This window comes from Aquamicrobium sp., assembly GCF_023954335.1.
Lineage (GTDB): Bacteria > Pseudomonadota > Alphaproteobacteria > Rhizobiales > Rhizobiaceae > Aerobium.
On the sequence record NZ_JAMLIE010000001.1, the window covers coordinates 1,798,469 to 1,819,410 of the forward strand.

A 20,942-nucleotide genomic window follows, 5' to 3' on the forward strand; every position below is an offset into this window, starting at 1 on the left:
GGACGGCAGTCTTTGCCGGAACGCCCCGTCTTGTCCAGCCCGTTGCGCGGCCCGCGCCGGCGTGCCGCATCGATTTGCCGGAAGCGGCGCGGTGCAGGGGCTTGCAACGTGGCCGGGCCGGCTATCCGGCGGAACATCCGTTCCCATTCTGCAACCGCCCGCAACCTCTACACAGCCGATACGTGCTTTTGTTCACTTAATGTTCTTGATCGCGACCGGGAAAGGTGCTTATCTTCCAGAAAGGCGCTTTAGGATGTTCGTTGGGGGCCGGCCGGGGATGCGGGCCGGCAAGCGGGAGGAAACCATGATCGCGCGGGTCACGACCGTTGCATTCCAGGGGGTGGAGGCCGTTCCCGTCGACGTCCAGGTGATGGTCGCGCCGGGCAAGGTCGGCATGCAGATCGTCGGTCTCGGCGACAAGGCGGTGATCGAGAGCCGCGAGCGGGTGCAGGCGGCATTGCATGCCTCGGGCCTGTCGATGCCGGCCAAGCGCGTCACCGTCAATCTCGCGCCCGCCGATCTGCCCAAGGAAGGCAGCCATTACGATCTGCCGATCGCGCTCGGCCTGATGGCGGCGCTCGGCGCCATTCCGCACGATGCGCTTGCCGGCTATGTGGTGCTCGGCGAGCTGGCACTCGACGGCACGACCGCGCCGGTCGCCGGCGCGCTGCCCGCGGCCATGGGCGCCGTCGCGCTCGGCAAGGGCCTGATCTGCCCGCACGGCGTCGGCGCCGAGGCGGCCTGGGCCGGCGCCGACATCGACGTTCTCGCGCCCCGCAGCCTGATCGCCATCGCCAATCATTTTCGCGGCGTGCAGGTGCTGGCCCGGCCGGAGCCCGCCGTCCACGCCGCCGCCGACAATCTGCCCGACCTTGCCGACATCAGGGGGCAGGAGGGAGCGCGGCGCGCGCTGGAGGTGGCGGCGGCCGGCGGCCACAACCTCCTCATAGCGTAAACAAAAGACCTTACTTCCATTCAATCCAACGAAAGGGCCTCGCTTTGACTACCGAAACCACCAGCTTCACCACCCCGAACGTCTTCCCCATCCTCACGGCCTCCACCACCGACGCCGAAATGCTCCGCTTGCTACGTAACCCCGAGATCGCCATCGGGTTTGCCTTGGAGCATCTACAGCCGTGGGAACTAGGCATGTTCTTCCGGGACTGGAAGGATGACGCCGACATGACCGGATGGCTTCGCGAGTGGCGTGAGGAACAGGACGCGGCCAGAACCACCTAATCACCACATCGCCGTCTACTCCCGGCGACCCGAGGCCCCGGCTTTCCGTCCTAGATGGCGAGCTTGGGGCCTTTTCTTGTGTGGCTCAATTGGAAGACGCAGCAGATTTTGGATCACCCGCAATAATCATAAGTATCAACCAGATACTTTATGCTGTGGCGCACAAGTGGCTTTATATTTTTATTATTGAAAATCAATAACTTACCTTGTATAAGGGGATGTTAGTTCACGGTAACTGGCAGGCCCGCCAAGCATAGAGAGGCCAGCCCCACGGCGGGAATGCCGTGAGTACCCATGTGGGCAGGCCCAAGGGCCTGAGGGACGAGCATGGGGAGTGTGTCTAGGCCTGTTACCGGCCTACTGACGATGATCTATGGAGGATCGAAACGCATGAGGTCTTATGGACAGCGTACTATCTACTTGGGCGATGAATACCGGAAGCCCCGGAAGCCTCTCAGAGAGATACGCTATTCCACCCACCAGAGTACGGGGCGAAAGGCTTTAGACATAGTGGAGCGAGAACGCGCCTCACGTTCGCTCCGAGCAGAGCAGCAAAGGCTTTTCGCGCAGATAAGTCATGAATCAATAGCTCAAGCAAACGCCGCGCCCGCAGCCGCCGTCTAGCGGCCAGTTAAGGCCGACCGACCGGCCACCCCACCATCAAAACCATCACCGGCCTGCCAGCCCTTCCGGTCACTCGACCGGGAGGACGCGGGCCTTTTGTCGTCCACAAAGGAGAATCCCTTGGACACCACTACCGACTTCGCCTCATCACCACTCATAACTCCCGAGCGCCTTGAAGCCGATCCTCAGGCCGCCCTAGCAGTCCGCCCCGCATGGCTCCATGCCGTCCATCTGGAATACCCGGAGGGCCATGAGGAAGACCCCGCCCGCTTCACGCCTGCCGTGACTATCGTGCTGGGCCGGAAGCATGTCACCTCCAAGGGCTTTTCCCTCCCTCAAGTGGCCTTCATGCTGGAACTCACCCGGTTCCGAGGGGCCACCATCGTCACGAACCACAACGGCACTGGCCGCCACTACGAGCGCATAGCCTTCACCGGATACCCCGAAGACCTCACGATGCTGAGCAGGGTCTTCTCCGGGGCCACGGAATACGTCCAGACCAAGGTGGACGGCATCCAGTCCGACATGAGGGCCGAGAACCTCAGGCACGACCCGGCGGAGAAGATCGGCAGGGACGCCCGCCAAGTCGTCTTGGGCCACGCCGAGCGCATCGCCAAGCAGATGGAGGCGAGCGGGAGGATGCCGCCCCACCTCACCGCAGAGGCCTATCTGGACAACATTCGCCGCCTCCTCGTCCTCATCGACCAAGAGGCTGCCGGACGGGAGCTTTCCGACCTTCTCCCGACTACCAAGAACCCGGAGGCATGAGGCCCATGGACAACATCAGGACCGAAGAAGAACTCCTCCAAGAAGCCATGAGGCGGCTAGAGGCCGAAGACACCGCTCCGCCTCACCAGCCCGCCGCCGACATGCCGGAAGACGCCAAGACACTCCTTGAGGCCGGCAAGGAGGTCTGGGACTCCATCGGGGCCGGCATGGCAAAGGCCGGGATCGAGACCAAGGACTTCATCTTCGGGGAGCCCGAGGAGCACGAGAAGTCGGACTTCAGGCGGGGCATCGAGAACCGCGCTCAGGAACTTCAGGAGTCCAGTGTCGTAAACTCCGTGACCATGGGCATCACACAGATCGCCACCGGGCTAATCGGCGCGGGTAAACTCATGGCCCCTATCAAGGCCGTCCAGAAGCTCAAGGGCTCGGGGACAGCCGGTAGGGCCGCCTACGAGGTGGGTCTAGGTGCAGCGGCCGGTGCCGTGGTGATCGACCCCCACGAGGAGCGCCTGTCGAACCTCATTGAGGACTTCCCGTCCCTACAGAACCCCGTGACGGAGTACCTTGCGGCTGGCCCCACGGACAGCGCCGCAGAGGGCCGCTTCAAGAACGCTCTGGAAGGCATCGGCGTGGACTTCGCGCTCATCGGCGTGGTGAAGGCCATCAAGTTCATGCGCTCGGGCGACCCAGCGGCGGCCAAGAAGGAGATCGCCAAGCTGGAGCGTGGGGGCTACGCCTCCGAGGCCGAGGCCGCACGGGTCGCCAACCAGAACGAGTTCGGACTGGACTTCGGGCTAGCGCCCCGAGAAACGCCCGTAGAGACTAACACAGGCCCGGCAGCGTCCGTCGAGGCCACCACACCAGCCCGAGGCCGAGAGGCCGTCCCTGAGTCTCCTAGAGGCGAGGAAGCTCGTCTTGAGTTCGAGGAGCGGGCCGCCGTTCTTGAATATGAGGGGGGTCTTTCCCGCGCCGAGGCCGAGCGCCAAGCCGCAAGCGAAACAGGTTATCGGCCGGAAGGTGTCGGGAGGGCGACCAGCCCGAGCGGAGAGACCAATCAAACGGGAAGGATTAATCCCGACCTCCCTTCCCCTATCCGGGAGACGCCGTCGAGTGTCGCCCCGAGAGGCCCCGCCTTGGTGGACGCTTCACCTGAGGCCGTGGCAAAAATCGTCCTGGACACTGAGGCTGACCTAAAGGCCATCGCCAAGTTCGGCTCCCGTGAGGCCGCCATAGAGGCCGGCCGGATCACAGGCCGGTCAGCATCCCGGCTCCCGTGGCAGAAGCTAATAGAGACCCCGGATGGTCTCCGCGAGTTTCTGTCCAATGCCGAGGCCGCCACCAAGCGCCAGATGGACGCCATCAAGGGCGGAGATGTTCTGTCCGACTCCACCGTCAACGCCAAGGTACGGGAGATGGCCGAATGGTACGGGGAAGACCCGGCCACCCTCATGGGCGAACTTGTGGAAGCCGGGGGAGCCGCCGCCCAGATGACCGCCCGCATGGAGGCCGCATATCTCGTCACCAACCGCATGTTTCAGGAGACCTATGAGCTTGCCTTCAAGCTACAGAATGGAATGCTGGACGAGTTTGGAGGAGATGCAGCGAAGGCAGCAGCCGAACTCCGGGACCGGCTCAGGCTGTCCGCTTCCATCCTCGCCTCCGCCCAATCCATGAGGGCCAACGCGGGGCGGACCATGCGGCGGCTCCGGGGACAATTCCAGATCAAGCCCGAAGACCTAGCATCGCTCGACGGGATGGACGCCTCCCGGCTGGCAGAACTCATTGCCTCCACCAAGGGCGACCCGAAGAAACTGGCACAGGTGGCAAATCCGACATTCCTTCGCCGGGCGATGAACGAGGTCAATTTCAGCCTCACCAACTCCCTGCTCTGGCTCTACCCCACCCATGTGGTGAACGTCACGTCTAACGTGGTGATGCTTCTTGGCAGGCCTACAGAAAAGCTCCTCGGGGCCATCGCCATGGGGCCGAAGACGAGCGGGGACATTCTCAGGCAGCAGGCCATTGCGGAATATTCCGCCACCGCCGCCGCACTGGGGGACGCTTGGCAATCCATGGCGATGGCCTTCCTCCGGGGAGACTCCATTCTCAACCCCCACAACACCGAGTTCTTCCAAGGAGCCATCACACAGCAGCCGCTACAGTGGAAGTCGGGGGGAGGCATCATGGGTCTTGCCGAGAACGCATGGAAAGCCGCGAACTATCGGAACATCGTCGGACTGCCCACGCGGACACTTGGGGCCGTGGACGAGTTCTTCAAGACCCTCCGCTATCGCGCCTATGTGCAGGGACAGGCGGCCGGCCGAGCGCATTCCTTGGGCCTCACCGGGGAGGACTTCCAGCGATACCTCAGGGCCGAGATGGAGAAGGCGATAGACCCGGCGACGGGGCAGGCGCTGGACCAGCGGGCACTAAGGGAAGCCCAGACCGCCACCTTCCAGAATGAACTCCTCGCCGGCACGGCGGGGGCGACCATACAGCAGGCAAGGAACCGGCATCCCGTCCTGACCCTCATCCTGCCATTCGTGAAGACCCCGGTGAATGTGCTCCGCTACGGCTGGAAGATGACTCCCGGCCTCAATCTCATCCAGAAGGAGTTCCGGGAAGCCATCGCCGGGGCGCACGGGGCGGAGGCCAAGGCCCACGCCATAGGGCAGATGGCGCTAGGCGTCACCTTCATGGGCCTCGCCGCCATGCTGACGCTCAATGGTCGCATGACGGGGGCGGGACCGGCCGAGCCGAGACTTCAGGCCGAACTCAGGGCCACCGGATGGCAACCTTACTCCTATGTCTTCGAGGAGGAGGGCGGCACCAAGAGGTATGTCCCAATGGGCCGCTTTGATCCGGCTGGCATGGCGTTCGCCACCATCGCCAACCTCATGGACGCCCTACGCCAGAACCCGGAGAGCAGCGGGGTGGAGTCAGGCATCGGGGCAACGGCCCTTGCGCTTGCCAAGGCATTTTCCGATAGGACATTCCTTCAGAACATGCACCAAGCCCTTGAGGCCCTGAGCGATCCTGAGGCCAGAGGCGAGAGGTGGTTGGGGAATATTGCGGGCAACGCCATCCCGCTTTCCTCCGCCCTCCGGGGTCTCAATCCCGACCCGTATCTTCGCGAGGCTCGCTCCTTTGTGGATACCACCTTGAAGAACTTGCCGGGATTCTCCGCAACCCTGCCGCCCGTTCGGGATGTCTTTGGGGAGCCGGTTGCCCGCCGCATCGGCATCACCACCGACCAGAAGGCCGACCTAGTGGAGGCGGAACATAGCCGTATCCTCATTGAGACGGGGAGGGGTATCGGCAAGCCAGAACCGGACTTCGAGGGGGTGGACCTCCGCGATGTGACCTTGGAGTCGGGCCAGAACGCCTATGACCGCTATCAGGAACTCAGCGGCCATATCCCCGGCCAGAAGCCGCTCAAAGACCACCTTGCGCGGCTCATCAAGTCCGACGCCTATCAGGACATGCCAGATGGAGAGGCCGGCGTCGTCGGCACTCGGCTCAACGCTTTGGGGCGCATCGTGACGCAACACCGGCAAGCGGCCCGAGCGCGTCTCCTGAGGGAGAGCCCCGAGCTTCAGTCCTTGGTGAAGGCCCGCCAGAGAAAAGCGCGGGGGGCGATCATTCAGAACCGCAGCCAGCGGGCGGGGGGTCAACCGGGAGCAAGGGAACTACTGGATGCCTTGGGGCCGCAGGAGGCCGGCGTTGGCTCAGGCCACGGGGAGGCCCAGAGCATTCTCGATCAACTACGAGCCCAAGAGACGGCACGGCCTACCATCCCCGGAGGTCTGCGGGCAGTAAGCGCGGAACGGCTCGAAAGACTGCAACTGAAGCGTGAGGATGATATTCGCCGCGCCGATGAGAGCATAAGCCGCCGTCGCTAGGCTAACAATGACCAGATAGTGACGCCGAACTTGCTAGTGGTAGGCGACCCAAGGAGGGAGGGGGAGTGGGTGCTTCCTCCCTTCACCTAACCCGTTTGCGTCAGGCAGTTTATAAGTTTGGCCCACGGCACCTCGCTCAGGATTTGTATCGCGTAGACTGACGTGAAGACCCACGGAACCAGCACCTCCACCTTATGAAATGGTCTGTGGCGCTTCCCGTCTTTATCAGGGTCCAGCTTTTCCCATTCTGCTGCGAAAGGTTGCTCGACCATTCGGGTCTCTACGTCTGTGATTATAGCGAATTTCGCAGCGTTCAAAGTCTTATAGCTTCCAATATTCCAGACCCAAAGAAAGCATATAGCGAACCCGGCGACGGAGATAAGCGTAACACTCCTCCCAGTTGAGGCAATAGTTCCAAGATAGGCCGACCCGCCAACTAGTAATGTGTTGATCGAAAGATAGAACCCGTTAGCTTCCTGCCGCCGCTGGCTTACCCGGTCTGCCATTTCTACGAGCATCTTGTAAATTTCGAGCCGTTCGGATGCCTCGCGATCAGAAAGCCTCTCGCTCGCAATCACTATTGAATGTTGATTGTCCTCCATCGCTGCTAGAGCCTTGAGAGGAAGCCGCTGATGGTGCTCCAGTTCCAATCGTGGACAAAGACACCTTGAAGCTCACTTGGGATGGTCCAAGGCCGATTTTCTCTCGTGGTATAGATTCCGAGAAGAGGAATTCCTTCTTCCCGAGAGGTTTTAATCTCCCAACGCTGTCCTGACGCCCGCTCCGTATTGGCACTCACTAATGCTATTGTCCCATCGCACCCCCTTATTCGGGACCGACAGCGCGTCTTCCATTCCGTATCCCACGGCTCCTTTACTGACATGTCAGTAAACTCAAACGAAGACCTCTCATTGCGGGCCTGTCCGACCAGATAGTCACGTGCCCATTTGTCCTCGATAGCAAAGGCTATAAAAATCCGATGGTGCATAGCCATAGAAAATCCCTCAACATTTCCACGCCTTGTTTGGTAACATAAGCCATGATCTAGAAGCTAAGCAGCTCTCCTCTTTCCCCGAAAATTTTGCCAGTTTCAAAGTATCCGTTGCGCCAGCTACCTGTTGATTTACGCCCTGAGGCCGTTTCGCCGCGCCACTGCGCTGCTATCCTTAGGCCTCAAAGGGGGAATCAGAATGTCGGCTCCATGCGCCATATGGCAGACGCGAACGTATGATAGTGGTCGCGGCGAGAGCGGCTCTCAGTACCTTTCTCCCCGAGCCGGGGGATTGTACGAAATAACCGGCAGCGCCAAAGCCACTCTGGGCCGCCTCAATGATCGGCAAAAAGCGTATCTCACAACATGGCTGGTGAACCAGCACTGGCTTGGCGTCGAGTGCCCTAAGGTCGGCAGCGCACAGATAGAGGCATCGAAAGCAGCAATCTCTCTATCTGTAGCAGATAGGCGCGATAGGCTTCTCCGGGAGATTGCCGACCACACACCCGCCCTAGGGCAGACAACGGATTACCGCGACCATCACGTCATGTGGGTAGTAGGGGAGCCTAAGAGGGAGAACAGCCGCTGGGCCGAGCACGATGCCCTGCTAGCGGCAACTGAGTCTATAGGAATCGAGGAGGTAGAAGCTCTAATAGCTTTCGCCGTCGCGCAGGGCCTACTGTCAAACAAATCTGGGCTTGCCCTGACCTTCGATGGCCACGCTCATCTGGATAGGCTTCGAGGAGCCTCAACGGACTCCCTACAAGGATTCGTTGCGATGTGGTTCGGGGCGGACGTGGCAGAAGCATACGACAAGGGTATTGCGCCTGCCATTGCTGACGCCGGTTACAAGCCAATGAGGATCGACCAGAAGGAGCATAACAACAAGATAGATGATGAGATCATTGCCGAGATTCGACGTTCCCGATTTGTCGTGGCAGACTTCACATGCGGCCTCATTGGAGAAGGCGAAGCGGCGACCGCTATTCCACGCGGCGGCGTCTATTACGAAGCTGGCTTTGCTCAGGGTCTAGGGATTCCGGTTATATGGATGTGCCGGGAGGACCACATCAACTATGTCCACTTTGATACCCGGCAGTTCAACCACATCACATGGACTACCCCCGAGGAACTCAGAGAGAAGCTCCGCAATCGAATTGGAGCGCTGCTTGGGGATGGGCCGTTGCGGGGATAGGGCTTCTATTGCCACTATTCGGAAGTGGCTCCCCGAGGGGGTGATCCGGCAGGGGTCTTAGATAGGCCCCAAGCCGCCGCCTGATCATCGCCAAGCTCCTCCAAGGCCTCCTCCCAGTCCCGGAGGGCCTCTAGGTATCGCTCCTGAAGCTCGTCGGTGGTTGGTGGGCGGACCCTGAAGAAGCGGCGATGCAGCGTCTTTGGGGTCTCGTGGCCGTCCCACTTGATCCTGAAGAAATCCGCCCGCCGGCCTCTACCTACAACCGTACCCTGAAGTGCCTGCCTACCGTTCCACTCAACGGACAGCGGCCAAGCGTCGGCATAGTCCTGCGTCGAGTGGCACCTGTCGCCCGGCTTCGGGTCCTTACTCACGGCTCTTTCCATCCCGCCATCATCACTTCGTCCTTGGGTCCTTATCGCAGGGACGCCGACAAGGAGCAATCCAAAATGACCTCACGAAACAGGAGGCGAACGCAAGCCGCCGACATCAAGCGCCGCGCCACGGCCCCAGCGCCAGACGGCCCGGAGCAATGCGTCGTGGCGGGATGCCAGAGACCCACCCAACGCTCAGCCAGAAAGGGCCTCTCAGAGACCTATTGCCGCGTCCACATGGAGCGCCAAGCCCGCCACGGACATCCCACGAGGTCCAGCTACTCCAAGGCGGAGCTTGTGCCGTTCCGCAAGGCCGCGCTCGGCTGGTATCGCCAGCACCACCACGAGGCCCACGTCCGCCAAGCCATCGCCCGGCTAGAGAGCCTCATGTTCTTCCAAGGCCACCCCAAGGACCACGACCAGCAGCGATGGATGGCCCCGAAGGACAAGGCGCGGAACGTCCTCGCGCGGCTCCATCGGGAGGGTAAGACCGGAGAGCAGCTATTCCTCATAGTCCTCAGCGTTCGGGCGGCCTACGCCGAACTAGGGCCGCATGGATACCCCGAGTTTCCGCTTGTGGTCATCGCCAAGCAGGCCAAGCGCCTCAGGGGAGCGGGCGGAACGCCTCGTCGGGCGGGATCGTCCCGGCTCGCCCCCAAGGAACTCCGCCCAAGGGGCCTCTATCTCCGCACTCTTGGGGAGATGATCGAGGAGAAAGCCGACATAGACCGGGACACCATTGAGGAGGTCAGGCAGCGAGCAATGCCTTCTGTCAGGCAAGCACAGGAGGCGGCATGGGAGCAGGCCCTAGCCCAGATCGAGGAGGCCAAGGCCCGACGATACGAGGAGGAACGCACCACCGCGTTGCTCCGAGTCATGGGCCGAGCCGGGAGCATCACCGTTGGAACATCTTGATGAGAGATTGAGTGAACGCAAGAGGGGGGGGAGTGGGCCTCCGAGTGAACAATAGGGCGGAAGCCCTCTCCATCTTCCTCGACCCGTGGCTCACCTCCAAGGGCGACTCTCTAGCCGCCATCGTGGACTACCTCATGTCCACCACCGCGCAGCACTCCAAGCCCCGCATCAGGTCGGAACGCAGGGACGCCACCGAGCGCCGACACTTCCTCATGGGCAACATCGCGGCCAACCTTGCGCACCTCGCCCTAAGCCCCAGCCGGGAGGCAGGGCAACTCCTCGCCATCGCCACCGCCAAGACCAAGCCGACACGCTATGGCCGGGAGGGCTACCCCCAAGGCCTGCTCAAGGGAGCCGTGGAGTCTTTGCAGGCGGCGGGGATGCTCACCGTCCATCCCTACGTCTTCAAGCAGCGCACCACGGCCGTGGAGCCGACCCCCGCGTTTATAGACCTACTGGACCGGCATGGCGTCCGCCTCAGGGACATCGGGCGGGACGCGGGCGGGGAGACCATATGGCTCCGCGCACGGCAGGGTGATGGTGAGAATGAATGGAGCCGCAATGGCCCGCTGGAGAAACGCCTCGTCGCCTATGAGGACACCGAGGAGACCATCAAGCTCCGCGCCGAGGTGGAGAGGATAACGGAGGTCTTGGACAATGCGGGAATTGCGTTTGCCGGGGAGCCTATAGGGCCGCTTGCCTTGCGCCGGTCCTTCCTCCTCAGGTCTCCCCATGCACCCCGAGCGTTCAACCTCAATGGCCGCATCGCGGGAGGCTTCTGGCAGACCCTTAAGGCAAACAAGCGCCACCTCATCACCATCGGAGGTCACCCTGAGACCGGGCTTGGCGGGGAGGACATCGCGGACCTTGATTACGTCTCCATGTTCGCCATGCTGGCTTACCTCAAGGCAACCGGGAGCCTGCCGGAGGGAGACCCCTATGCAATCCCCGGCTTGGAGGGACACCGGGGCGGGGCCAAGCTGGCGCTCATATCGCTCCTGTCCAGAAGTGGAGACCTGAAGCTCCTTGCGCCCAAACTCAAGGCCGTGCTGCCGCAGGACTGGACGGCAAGGAGGCTTGTGGAGGCCATGACCGCGAAGCACGGCCCTATCGCCCACCTCTTTGGGGCGGACGTGGGGATAGAACTCATGCACACAGAGAGCCGCGTCCTCATGGCTGTCCTTCTGGAGCTTGCCGATAAAGGCATCCCGGCCCTGCCGATGCACGATGGAATAAACGTGAAGGCCTCAGACCGGGAGGCCGCACTGGAGACCATGCAATCAGTCTCCGCAAAGCTGCTAGGCGTAGCGTTGCCCGTGAAGGAAAAGCCTATAGTCTGCCTCCCCGTGCAACATTTGGGAGGGGAACATGCACGACTTCAAGCTACCGGAATCAATCGCCAAACTCGTTGAGGCAAGGAATGGCGTCCGAGAACACTACCGGGCGATCATGGAAGGGCGCGGATGTGATGTTGCTTTGAGGTTTACTTTTGATGGGAATCTTGTCGGAGACCTTGGGAAGGCCGTGGCGGCTGAACTATTCGACATTCAAATCGTCAAGACGAAGCGCGGCACTGGGATAAATGGCTATGCGAAGGATGGCAAAGCGGTCCAGATAAAGGCGACAGCCACGGGGCGCGGCCCATCCTTTCTCCCTACGGAAAGGTCAGCATATTATTTCCTCTTCTTCGGCTTCGATCTTGACGTTGAAACCCCTGAGAATAGAAGGGGCAGCGTTCTGTTCAATGGCCCCTGCCACCTTGTAACGAGCTTACTACCAGCAGAGTTTACGGGACTAAAAGCTATTTCACTTGCCGAAGTTCGCAAAGCTAACGAGCGAGTCGGCGAGAGTAAGCGGTTGAAACGCATCGACACGGCCTAACTTGCCACTATACCTCCCTCCTAGCCTCTCCCTCCTAGTGGAGGACTCTTGGAGACAATATCGGTCTCTCCTCCCTCATCGACCTCTTAGACCAGATGGAGAGACGTGAGGGACGACATTGGGGATGAGGGAAGCGGAGCCGGGGGCATTGGTGCTCAAAGTGACTGACATCATGCCGGACAACTCTTTGCCTCCCGCGAGGTCTCAGGAGGATGGTGAGGGTTTACCTCCTCCCACCGCAGCCACTTCAAGCACTGTCGTTCCCCAGTTTCCCTAATGCCTGTCCGTCGTCAGGGTTTTTGGGACAACAGGCGGCGTGAGCTAACGGAGGCTCTGGTCCATCAGGTTTGTCACATTAGGCCGCTGCATCTCGATGAAGCAAGCGGCGCTGTTTGATGGTTTTGCGTTTGATCCTTTCCCTTTCCAGCGTGATGATATCGCCGCGCCCGAAGTAGACGTCGGCAGGGGTGAGATTGTCGAGGCTCTCGTGGTAGCGGCGGTGGTTGTAGTGATCGACGAACGCCGCGACCTGCTGCTCGAGATCACCCGGCAGGAAGTAGTTTTCGAGCAGGATGCGGTTCTTCAACGTCTGGTGCCATCGCTCGATCTTGCCTTGGGTCTGAGGATGGCAGGGCGCCCCGCGCGTATGTTCCATGCCCTTGTCGGATAGCCATGCGGCCAGGTCGGAAGAGACGTAAGAGGGGCCGTTGTCGGACAACAGCCGCGGCCGCTGCACCACCCTGGCGCTGTCGCAGCCAGAAGCCTGCAGCGCGATGGTCAGCGTGTCGGTGACGTCCTCGGCCTTCATCGTGGTGCACAGCTTCCAGGCGATGATGTAGCGAGAGAAGTCGTCGAGCACGGTCGACAGGTAGAACCACCCCCAGCCGATCACCTTCAAGTAGGTAAAGTCGGTCTGCCAGAGCTGGTTGGGCGCCGTCGTCTTGTCGTGGAACTCATCGGCGGCCTTGATGACGATGAAGGCGGGGCTGGTGATCAGGTCGTGGGCCTTGAGCAGGCGATAGACTGAGGATTCCGAGACGAAGTAGCCCCTCGTGTCGGTGAAGGTGACCGCCAGTTCCCGTGGCGACAGCTCCGGCTCGTTCAACGCCAGCTCAATGATCTGATCGCGTTTCTCCTCGGGGATGCGGTTCCAGACCCGGTTCGGCCGGGGCCTGCGATCCTCCAGCGCATCGACACCGCCGGCCAGGAAACGGTCATACCAGCGATTGAAGGTCGAGCGCGGAATACCGAGTTTTTGCAGCGTGCGCCGCGCCGACAGATGCGACTGCTCGACGAGCCGAATGATCTCCAGCTTCTCGGATGCGGGGTATCTCATTCGTCGTCGCCCCCATCCGCAATCATGCTTTTTTTAAGAATCCGCAGTTCCAGCGCCTGCTCGGCGACGACCTCCTTGAGATCGCGCGCCTCCTTGCGCAGAACCTTCACCTCGTCGCTGGTGGCGGCGCGCGCCGTATCCCCGGCAAGCCGCTTCTTGCCGGCTTCCAGGAATTCCTTCGACCAGGTGTAATAAAGGCTCTCCGCGATCCCCTCGCGCCGGCACAGCGCCGCGATCGACTCTTCGCCGCGCAAGCCCTCCAGCACGATGCGGATCTTCTCCTCGGCCGAATATTGCTTGCGGGTTGCGCGGCGGATGTCTTTGATGACCTGCTCTGCCGGCGCTTTCCCGGTTCCGGATTTCTGTCTCATCTTCGCTCCTTTGAAAGGCTACGATGAACCAGAAATCCTCCGTTCTCAGTTAAGCCGATTTGGTCCCATCAGTGCTGACGCCGGACAGGCACCGCCGCCTGCTAGCCAATCTTGTGGCCACCCTCTTCGTGGCAAGCGCAGCCGTGGCAATATTTGCCCTGGCCTTCGGGCCGGCCTTGCTCCGGTAGGATCACCACTCCTCCCCGACGATCTTTAGGCGAGTAACGCCGCCGTGCTGCCAATGGAAATCTAGAGCCGGCCCCGGCCCATCCCAATGCACTACCACGCGCTCAAAGAGTTGCCTTAACGCGGCATTTGCCGCCGCAGCATCCAAGGGGTCTCTGGCCATTGCTTCCCGGAGGCCACGCAAGAGGGCCTCCCTTGAGACCACATTGCGGCCAGCCTCCAAGGCCGCCATCTCTTGCTCCTCCCGCCTGACTTGTGCCAGCCTTGCCTCAGCCTTCGCTAGCTCCGCGCGGACGGTCTCAGAAGGGCCACCATCAAGGAACTCCACAAACCGCTCAACCCGCGCCGAGAGGGTCTTCCGTTCCTCCGCAAGTCGCCTTGCCACATCCTCAAAGGTCTTAGACCCCGTAGGCATCTCATAGGCGAGGCGCTCATGGGCCTTGATGATATGCGGCTCCACGCGGTCCACTCTCACTCCGCGATAGTCACACCCGGCACCGGCCTTAGCGCGGCTGCAAACAAGGTACGGATGGCCGCCCTTAGGGCCGTTCCCCTTGTTAACCCGCAGCATGGAGCTTCGGCAGTGAGGACACCGCGCCAGACCCGCCAGAAGGTGAGAGACCTTGCGGCTACCGGCAGACTGCGCCGGGCCCCGCTTGGCAGACCTCATGGCCTTTGCCCGTGCGAACGTCTCCGCGTCTACCACCGCAGGGTAGTAGCCGGGGAGGGGGGATTGCGGCTTTCTCAGCTTCCTCCCGGCCTCATCATATTCGAGGGTGTGAGGCGTAAACTCTCCGAGTGTGGCCCGACTGTCGAGAATCTTGAGGACATAGGAGCGATGCCAGAACTTGGCCCGCCCAAAGGGCTTTACGCCTTCCTCATTGAGCCTCTGTGCGATTGAATGGGTTCCTTCGCCGCCGAGGAAAGCCCCGAAGATGCCCCGTACGACCGCCGCCCGTTCCTCGACCACCGAGAAGCCCCTACCAGCGCCCGTAGAGCGGAGCCATGCGGGGGCGATGGAGGTGATTGGCCGGTCTCCAGCATCCTCCCGTTTCTTCTCCCATGCTGCCTTGAGGCGTCTTGACTTGGTGGCGCTTTCCTCATGTGCCCGAACAAGGACGAGGACGGCCTCTAGGAGTGCGATATCGGAGTTTCCATCGTCCGCCCCGTAGACCCGCCCATTAGTCAGCGTGACGACCTTGATGCCCGCCTTTACGATTTTGCGCAGCTCCATCATGGCGTCCCAAGGGTCAGCACGAGACATACGGTCAAGGCTTTCCATCAAGAGGTAAGACCCTTGAGGAATTGCGCCTTGCTGGACCGCAACGAGGAACTCGCCTAGCTTCCCCGTCTGGATATTCGCGCCACGGAACGCCGATACGCCGAGGTCAGCAAAAGACCTAGTGTCCAGCACAAGGCCGTGCTCTCGCGCATACCGGGCGGCAAGCTCAGTCTGGCGACGGAAGCTATCACCGCGCATTTGCTCAGGCGTCGAGAACCGGAGGTATGAGAAGGCGAGGGGAGGAGAGGCCACAGACATAAAAATCTCCATCAATGTGAAAAGGTCTCTTGTCAATACCATGCTGATGATCGGCCCGCCGGGCGCGGGAAAGTCGATGCTGGCGCAGCGCCTTCCCTCCATCCTGCCGCGGCTCGCGCCGCGCGAGCTTCTCGAGGTGTCGGTGGTGGCCTCGCTCGCCGGCGAGATCGCCAGCGGCAGGCTGTCGGATCGCCGGCCCTTCCGCGCCCCGCACCATTCAGCGACCATGCCCGCCCTTGTCGGCGGCGGCGCGCGGCTGCGGCCGGGCGAGGCCTCGCTCGCCCATTGCGGGGTGCTGTTCCTCGACGAATTGCCGGAGTTCTCCCCGCAGGTGCTGGATTCGCTGCGCCAGCCGCTGGAGACGGGCGAATGCGTCGTCGCCCGCGCCAATGGCAGCGTTTCCTTTCCCGCCCGCTTCCAGCTGATCGCGGCGATGAATCCGTGCCGCTGCGGCATGGCGGGCGAGCCGGGCTTCCGCTGCGCCCGCGGCCCGCGCTGTGAGAGCGACTACCGGGCGCGGATTTCCGGGCCGCTGCTCGACCGCATCGACCTGCGCATCGACGTGCCGGCGGTATCCGCCGCCGATCTCATCGCCCCGTCGCGTTCCGAGGCGAGCGCGGCGGTGGCGCATCGCGTCGCGCTTGCCCGCGAGGTCCAGGGGCGGCGCTACCAGGCGTTCGGCCTCGATCCGGCGACCACCAACGCGCAATGCCCGGTGGCGGTGATCGAGGAGGTCGCCGCGCCGGACCATGCCGGAGCCGCGCTGCTGCGCGACGCGAGCGAGAAGCTGGCGCTCTCGGCTCGCGCCTATCATCGCGTGCTCAAGGTCGCCCGCACCCTCGCCGACCTTGACGGCACTGAGACGGTCGGGCGCATGCATCTGGCGGAGGCCATCTCGTGGCGGATGACGAATGAAAGGCAGGCGCGGGCGGCGTAGGCGGGTATCGCACAGGCGGGAGGAGGAACAGGCCGGAGCAGCGGGGAGGGCGTTCGTCGGGTTCGTCGCCCCGTCCGCTCGATGCGGTCGGGCTCACGCGACGCAGGGCGATTCCGTCTGGCTGCAAGGCTCTGGCCAGCTTGCGAGGCTTGGGAAAGAAAGACGCCCGCGAGAGGCGGGCGTCTTCGATTGGATAGATTTTTCCGCCGGGTCACGAAGGCTTCCCGGCAGCGGAAAGTGTCAGCGCTTGCGGCCGAGGCCGGTCTTCTTGGCCAGCGCGGAGCGGGCCGCGGCGTAGTTGGGGGCGACCATCGGATAGTTGGGCTCGAGGCCCCACTTCTCGCGATACTGTTCCGGCGTCAGGCCGTAATGGGTCATCAGGTGACGCTTCAGCGACTTGAACTTCTTGCCGTCCTCGAGGCAGATGATGTAGTCGTCGAAGACCGAACGCTTCGGGTTGACGGCAGGCTTCTGCTTTTCTGCGGGGGCTTGCTCGGGAACGCTGCCGACCCGGCCGAGCGCGGCATGAACTTCGGCGATGAGATTGGGAAGCTCGGCCGCCGGTACGGGGTTGTTGCTGACATAGGCCGAGACGAGATCGGCCGTCAGCTCAAGTAGAATATCCTGATTGGCGGTAGGTGTTTCGGAATTGCTCATTAACATGGCCCTGATGGTGAATAGATGGAATGAACGGGGCGCATGCACCCCGCCATGACGCGTGGTGACGCCTTTTGGCGGCGCCTTCGATTCACGCAATCGTTTCATAAATGATCCCGATCACGTAACAAGTCAATTCAATGCCCGGAAAAAGACGGAAGTAGAACGCGAGATTCCGGTTTCATTTGCATTCATCTTGAGGCTGCGCCGGTTACACTGTGTATCAATCGGTGATTGATCTGCATCTTCGTGCAACTTTAAGTAAACTGGCCGAACCGGATCGTGGACGGATCGTCGCCGGGGCGGCTGTGGGCCCCGGCATCCTTTTTCGCGCGAGGCGGTCGGGCGGGGCGGAAAGTGCCGTGGCGGGCTGGAAAGGCCGGACTATCCCGTTGTTTTGGCCCGGTTTATGTCGCCGTGACGATTTCGCCCGCCGGCAATATGGTCTATTGCGCAACCGTCGCGAACCGCATGCGGGTCGCGGCTACCGACCATCGAGGAGCGCCCTTCATGACCCGTCCTGCTTCCTTTCCCGTCCTTCTCCCGCCGCGGGCCGAGGCGCGTCCGGTCACGGATGTCCGCCACGGCATCGCGCGCACGGATGAGTATGGCTGGCTGCGCGCCGACAACTGGCAGCAGGTTTTCCGCGACCCTTCCGTGCTCGATCCGGCGATCCGCAGCCATCTCGACGCCGAGAACGCCTACCAGAGCGAGCTGATGGCCGACACGGCCGCGCTGCGAGAGGCGCTGTTCGGGGAGATGAAGGGCCGGATCAAGGAGGACGATTCGAGCGTGCCGATGAAGGACGGGCCCTTCGCCTACGGCACCTCCTACCGCACCGGCGGCCAGCATCCGCGCTTCTTCCGCACGCCGCGCGACGGCGGCGCGGAGACGATCCTGATCGACGGCGACGCGGAGGCCGCCGGCAAGGCCTATTTCCGCCTCGGCGGCGCCGATCATTCCTCCGATCACCGGCTGCTCCTGTGGAGCTGCGACGACAAGGGCTCGGAGTTCTTCACCCTCAAGGTGCGCGACGCCGAGACCGGGACTGATTTCAAGGACGAGATCGCCGACACAGGCGGCTCGGGCGAATGGGACGCCGCCAATCGGGGCTTCTTCTATACCCGGCTCGACGAGAACCATCGCCCGTCGCGCATCTTCCACCACCGGCTGGGCGACGACCCGGCCACGGATCGCCTGATCTACGAGGAGACGGATCCCGGCTTCTTCATGGACGTTGCCGGCACGCGGCTCAACGACTGGATCATGATCGGCATCAACGATCACGAAACCAGCGAATACCGCCTGCTTCCGGCATCCGACCCGCAGGCGGAGCCGGTGCTGGTCAAGGCGCGCGAGGAAGGCGTGCAATACGATCTGGAGGCGGGCGGCGACGTCTTCTTCATCCTGACCAATTCGGGCGGAGCGAAGGATTTCCGCATCATGACCGCGCCGGTGTCGGACCCGCGCGAGGAGAACTGGCGCGAGCTGGTGCCGCACGAGCCGGGCCGGCTGATCCTGTCGATCCTCGCCTTCCGCGACTGGCTGGTGCGGCTGGAGCGCAAGGACGGCCTGCCGCGCATCGTCGTGCGCGCCCGCGCCGGCGGCGAGGAGCACGTCATCGCCTTCGACGAGGAGGCCTATTCACTGGGGCTCAACGGCTCCTACGAATACGACACCGACGTGATCCGCTTTTCCTATTCGTCGATGACGACACCGGCCCAGGTGTTCGACTACGACATGCGCACGCGCGAGCGCACGCTTCTGAAGACGCAGGAAGTGCCTTCGGGGCACGATCCGGAGGATTACGTCACCCGCCGGCTGATGGCGAAGGCTGAGGACGGCGCGCTGGTGCCGATCTCGGTGCTCTACCGCAAGGATACGCCGCTCGACGGCTCCGCGCCCTGCCTGCTCTACGGCTACGGCGCCTACGGAATCTCGATTCCGGCCGGGTTCAACACCAACTGCCTGTCGCTGGCCGATCGCGGCTTCGTCTACGCCATCGCCCATATCCGCGGCGGCAAGGACAAGGGCTATGCCTGGTACGAGGACGGCAAGCGCGAGAAGAAGCGCAACACCTTCAGCGACTTCATCGCCGCGGGCCGGCATCTGGCAGCGGAAGGGTTCACCGCCCATGACCGGATCGTGGCGCAGGGCGGCTCGGCCGGGGGCATGCTGATGGGCGCGGTCGCCAACATGGCGCCGCAGGACTTCGCCGGCATCATCGCCGAGGTGCCGTTCGTCGACGTGCTCAACACCATGCTCGACGCCAGCCTGCCGCTCACCCCACCGGAATGGCCCGAATGGGGCAATCCGATCGAATCGGCCGAGGACTACCGGACGATCGCCGCATATTCGCCCTACGACAATGTCGGGCGGCAGGCCTATCCGCCGATCCTCGCCGTCGCCGGCCTCACCGACCCGCGCGTCACCTATTGGGAACCGGCGAAATGGGTGGCGCGGCTGCGCGCCATGAAGACCGACGACAATCCGATCCTGTTCCGCATCAACATGGACGCCGGCCATGCCGGCGCGTCGGGGCGGTTCTCGCGCCTCGAGGAGATCGCATATTCCTACGCCTTCGCGCTGAAGGTGACCGGCAAGGCGTGAGCGCAGGCGGGGGGCATCTCCCGCCGCCTGCCGGGCTCAGTAGGCGTCGGGGTGCGCCGGGATCGCCTTCAGATAGGCGGCGATGGCCTCGCGGTCGGAGGCGGGAAGCTCGGCCATGTTGCGCACCACCGAGGCCATCTTGCCGCCGACGGAATCGTAGTCGGGCGTGAAGCCGCTTTCGAGCAGCACGACGATGTCGTCCTCGCTCCAGTCTCCGAGGCCGCCTTCGCCGGAGGTGATGTTGTCGATGGTGCCGCGCCCTTCCATCGAGGCCGCGCCGGCCAGCCAGCGGCTGGTGTCCAGCCCGCCGAAGGCGTTGCGCGGCGTGTGGCACTCGCCGCAATGGCCCGGCCCCTCGACCAGATATTGCCCGCGGGCGACCTCAGGCGAGGGATCGTCGAGCGCGACCGCGGGGGAGGGGGTCAGGTAAAGCCGTTTCCACAGGCCGATGCCGCGGCGGACGTTGAACGGGAAACCGATCTCATTGGCGCCGGCACTGCCTTCCACCGCCGGCAGCGTCTGCATGAAGGCGTGAAGGTCGCCGACATCCTCGATTCGCATGCGGGCATAGGAGGTGTAGGGGAAGGCCGGATAGTAATGCGCGCCCTCGGGCGAGACGCCGCGCAGCATGGCGTTGGCGAGGTCCTGCGCGCTCCAGCCGCCGATGCCGTCGCGCTCGTGCTGGGAGATGTTGGGGGCGACGAAGGTGCCGAACGCGGTGGCGAAGCGCTCGCCGCCGACGAGGCGCAGGCGATCCTCGCCCGTGGCGCCGGGCGCGGCGTGGCACGAGGCGCATCCGGCGGCCCAGAACACCTGTTCGCCGCGCGCCGCATCGCCCGGGCCGAGCGCGGCGAGCGTTGCGGCGACGAGCCGGTCGGGCTGGGTCATCAGCCAGAAGCCCGCGCCGCCCACCACCGCGAGCGCCACGCCGGCAATGGCGAGCTTGCGCAACAGAGCCATCGGAGCGCCTCCGATCCGTTATTCGTTGCGATATTTTTCATGGCACGAGCCGCAGCTTCCGCCGACCGGGCCGAAGGCGGCCTGGAAGGCGGCGAGGTCCTGCGGCGCGGCGGCGACAGCGGCCGCGACGGCCTGCGCATATTTCTCGTTCTCGGCCTTGTATGCGTCGAAATCGTCCCAGATCGCCGACGCGGCCTTGGTGTCGCCGGTGTCGCTGCCCTGCGGCCACAGCGCGTCGACGTCGGCGGCGGCTTCGGCATTGGTTTCCAGCTTCGCCAGCGCCTCGTTGACGGCTGCGGCGTCGAAATCGGCCCGGCCCTGGGCGATCGGGCCGAGGATGCGCATGATCTGGCCGCGCTCCTTCATGTTCGCCTGGCGCTGTTCGAGCGGGTCTGCGGCGGCGCCGGCGACCGTGATGGAAAGGGCGGCGGCGGCGAGGGCGAACAGTTTCATGAAATGCTCCGTTTGCTGGCAGATGCTGGCGCGAGAACGCGATCT

At 63.0% G+C, this 20,942-nt stretch carries 15 protein-coding genes and 2 pseudogenes; 10 read left to right on the forward strand and 7 right to left on the reverse strand.

Annotation, left to right across the window (positions count from 1 at the left end; all coding sequences use genetic code 11):
- Window positions 1-304: 304 nt before the first annotated feature.
- From M9945_RS08965 to M9945_RS08980, 4 genes and pseudogenes are all read left to right on the forward strand, one after another.
- Window positions 305-949, forward strand: a pseudogene (locus M9945_RS08965) (magnesium chelatase domain-containing protein); the annotation flags it as partial.
- Between the two features lie 50 nt (window positions 950-999).
- Window positions 1,000-1,239, forward strand: a complete 240-nt coding sequence (locus M9945_RS08970; RefSeq protein WP_367944221.1) for a hypothetical protein — start codon at window positions 1,000-1,002, stop codon at window positions 1,237-1,239.
- Between the two features lie 744 nt (window positions 1,240-1,983).
- Window positions 1,984-2,631, forward strand: coding sequence for a hypothetical protein (locus tag M9945_RS08975; protein WP_367944222.1), 648 nt, complete (start codon window positions 1,984-1,986; stop codon window positions 2,629-2,631).
- A gap of 5 nt (window positions 2,632-2,636) precedes the next feature.
- Entirely contained in the window at window positions 2,637-6,494 is a 3,858-nt protein-coding gene (locus tag M9945_RS08980) for a hypothetical protein (RefSeq protein ID WP_367944223.1), read from the forward strand.
- A gap of 86 nt (window positions 6,495-6,580) precedes the next feature.
- Here M9945_RS08980 and M9945_RS08985 read toward each other — a convergent pair whose 3' ends face one another.
- Both M9945_RS08985 and M9945_RS08990 read right to left on the reverse strand, forming a co-directional pair.
- Window positions 6,581-7,096 (reverse strand): hypothetical protein, encoded by a 516-nt coding sequence (locus M9945_RS08985; RefSeq protein ID WP_367944224.1) that lies wholly within the window; start codon window positions 7,094-7,096, stop codon window positions 6,581-6,583.
- A gap of 5 nt (window positions 7,097-7,101) precedes the next feature.
- Window positions 7,102-7,488 carry a TIR domain-containing protein gene (locus M9945_RS08990; RefSeq protein ID WP_367944225.1) on the reverse strand — a complete coding sequence of 129 codons (387 nt, stop codon included), beginning with the start codon at window positions 7,486-7,488 and terminating at the stop codon, window positions 7,102-7,104.
- Between the two features lie 289 nt (window positions 7,489-7,777).
- Here M9945_RS08990 and M9945_RS08995 point away from each other — a divergent pair, with 289 nt between their 5' ends.
- The 4 genes from M9945_RS08995 to M9945_RS09010 all read left to right on the forward strand — a co-directional run bounded on the left by M9945_RS08995 (window position 7,778) and on the right by M9945_RS09010 (window position 11,847).
- Window positions 7,778-8,680, forward strand: a complete 903-nt coding sequence (locus M9945_RS08995; protein ID WP_367944226.1) for a hypothetical protein — start codon at window positions 7,778-7,780, stop codon at window positions 8,678-8,680.
- Window positions 8,681-9,348: 668 nt separating this feature from the next.
- Window positions 9,349-9,966, forward strand: coding sequence for a hypothetical protein (locus M9945_RS09000; protein WP_367944227.1), 618 nt, complete (start codon window positions 9,349-9,351; stop codon window positions 9,964-9,966).
- Window positions 9,967-10,010: 44 nt separating this feature from the next.
- Window positions 10,011-11,378 (forward strand): hypothetical protein, encoded by a 1,368-nt coding sequence (locus M9945_RS09005; protein ID WP_367944228.1) that lies wholly within the window; start codon window positions 10,011-10,013, stop codon window positions 11,376-11,378.
- Window positions 11,335-11,847, forward strand: a complete 513-nt coding sequence (locus M9945_RS09010; protein ID WP_367944229.1) for a hypothetical protein — start codon at window positions 11,335-11,337, stop codon at window positions 11,845-11,847. The genes M9945_RS09005 and M9945_RS09010 overlap by 44 nt, the downstream gene beginning before the upstream one ends.
- Window positions 11,848-12,202: 355 nt before the next feature.
- On the opposite strand, the gene M9945_RS09015 is transcribed toward M9945_RS09010, so the two are convergent.
- Window positions 12,203-13,554 (reverse strand): IS3 family transposase gene (locus M9945_RS09015; protein ID WP_367930840.1). Its coding sequence is split into 2 segments (ribosomal slippage): window positions 12,203-13,218 and window positions 13,218-13,554, totalling 1,353 coding nucleotides; the frame shifts between segments, so codons are not numbered across the junction.
- Window positions 13,555-13,744: 190 nt separating this feature from the next.
- The gene (locus M9945_RS09020) at window positions 13,745-15,316 is read right to left on the reverse strand and encodes a recombinase family protein (protein WP_367944804.1); all 1,572 of its coding nucleotides are present in this window, start codon (window positions 15,314-15,316) and stop codon (window positions 13,745-13,747) included.
- Between the two features lie 4 nt (window positions 15,317-15,320).
- Here M9945_RS09020 and M9945_RS09025 point away from each other — a divergent pair.
- Window positions 15,321-16,217, forward strand: a pseudogene (locus M9945_RS09025) (YifB family Mg chelatase-like AAA ATPase); the annotation flags it as partial.
- A 240-nt stretch (window positions 16,218-16,457) separates the two neighbouring features.
- Here the strand turns inward: M9945_RS09025 and M9945_RS09030 are convergent.
- Entirely contained in the window at window positions 16,458-16,874 is a 417-nt protein-coding gene (locus tag M9945_RS09030) for a MucR family transcriptional regulator (protein WP_367931277.1), read from the reverse strand.
- Window positions 16,875-17,384: 510 nt separating this feature from the next.
- Here M9945_RS09030 and M9945_RS09035 point away from each other — a divergent pair.
- On the forward strand, window positions 17,385-19,484 hold the full coding sequence (locus M9945_RS09035; protein ID WP_367944230.1) for a S9 family peptidase: 2,100 nt from the start codon (window positions 17,385-17,387) through the stop codon (window positions 19,482-19,484).
- Between the two features lie 36 nt (window positions 19,485-19,520).
- Here the strand turns inward: M9945_RS09035 and M9945_RS09040 are convergent, their stop codons facing one another.
- Window positions 19,521-20,444, reverse strand: coding sequence for a c-type cytochrome (locus M9945_RS09040; protein WP_367944231.1), 924 nt, complete (start codon window positions 20,442-20,444; stop codon window positions 19,521-19,523).
- Window positions 20,445-20,462: 18 nt separating this feature from the next.
- Window positions 20,463-20,897, reverse strand: a complete 435-nt coding sequence (locus M9945_RS09045; protein WP_367944232.1) for a cytochrome c — start codon at window positions 20,895-20,897, stop codon at window positions 20,463-20,465.
- Window positions 20,898-20,942 lie beyond the last annotated feature (45 nt).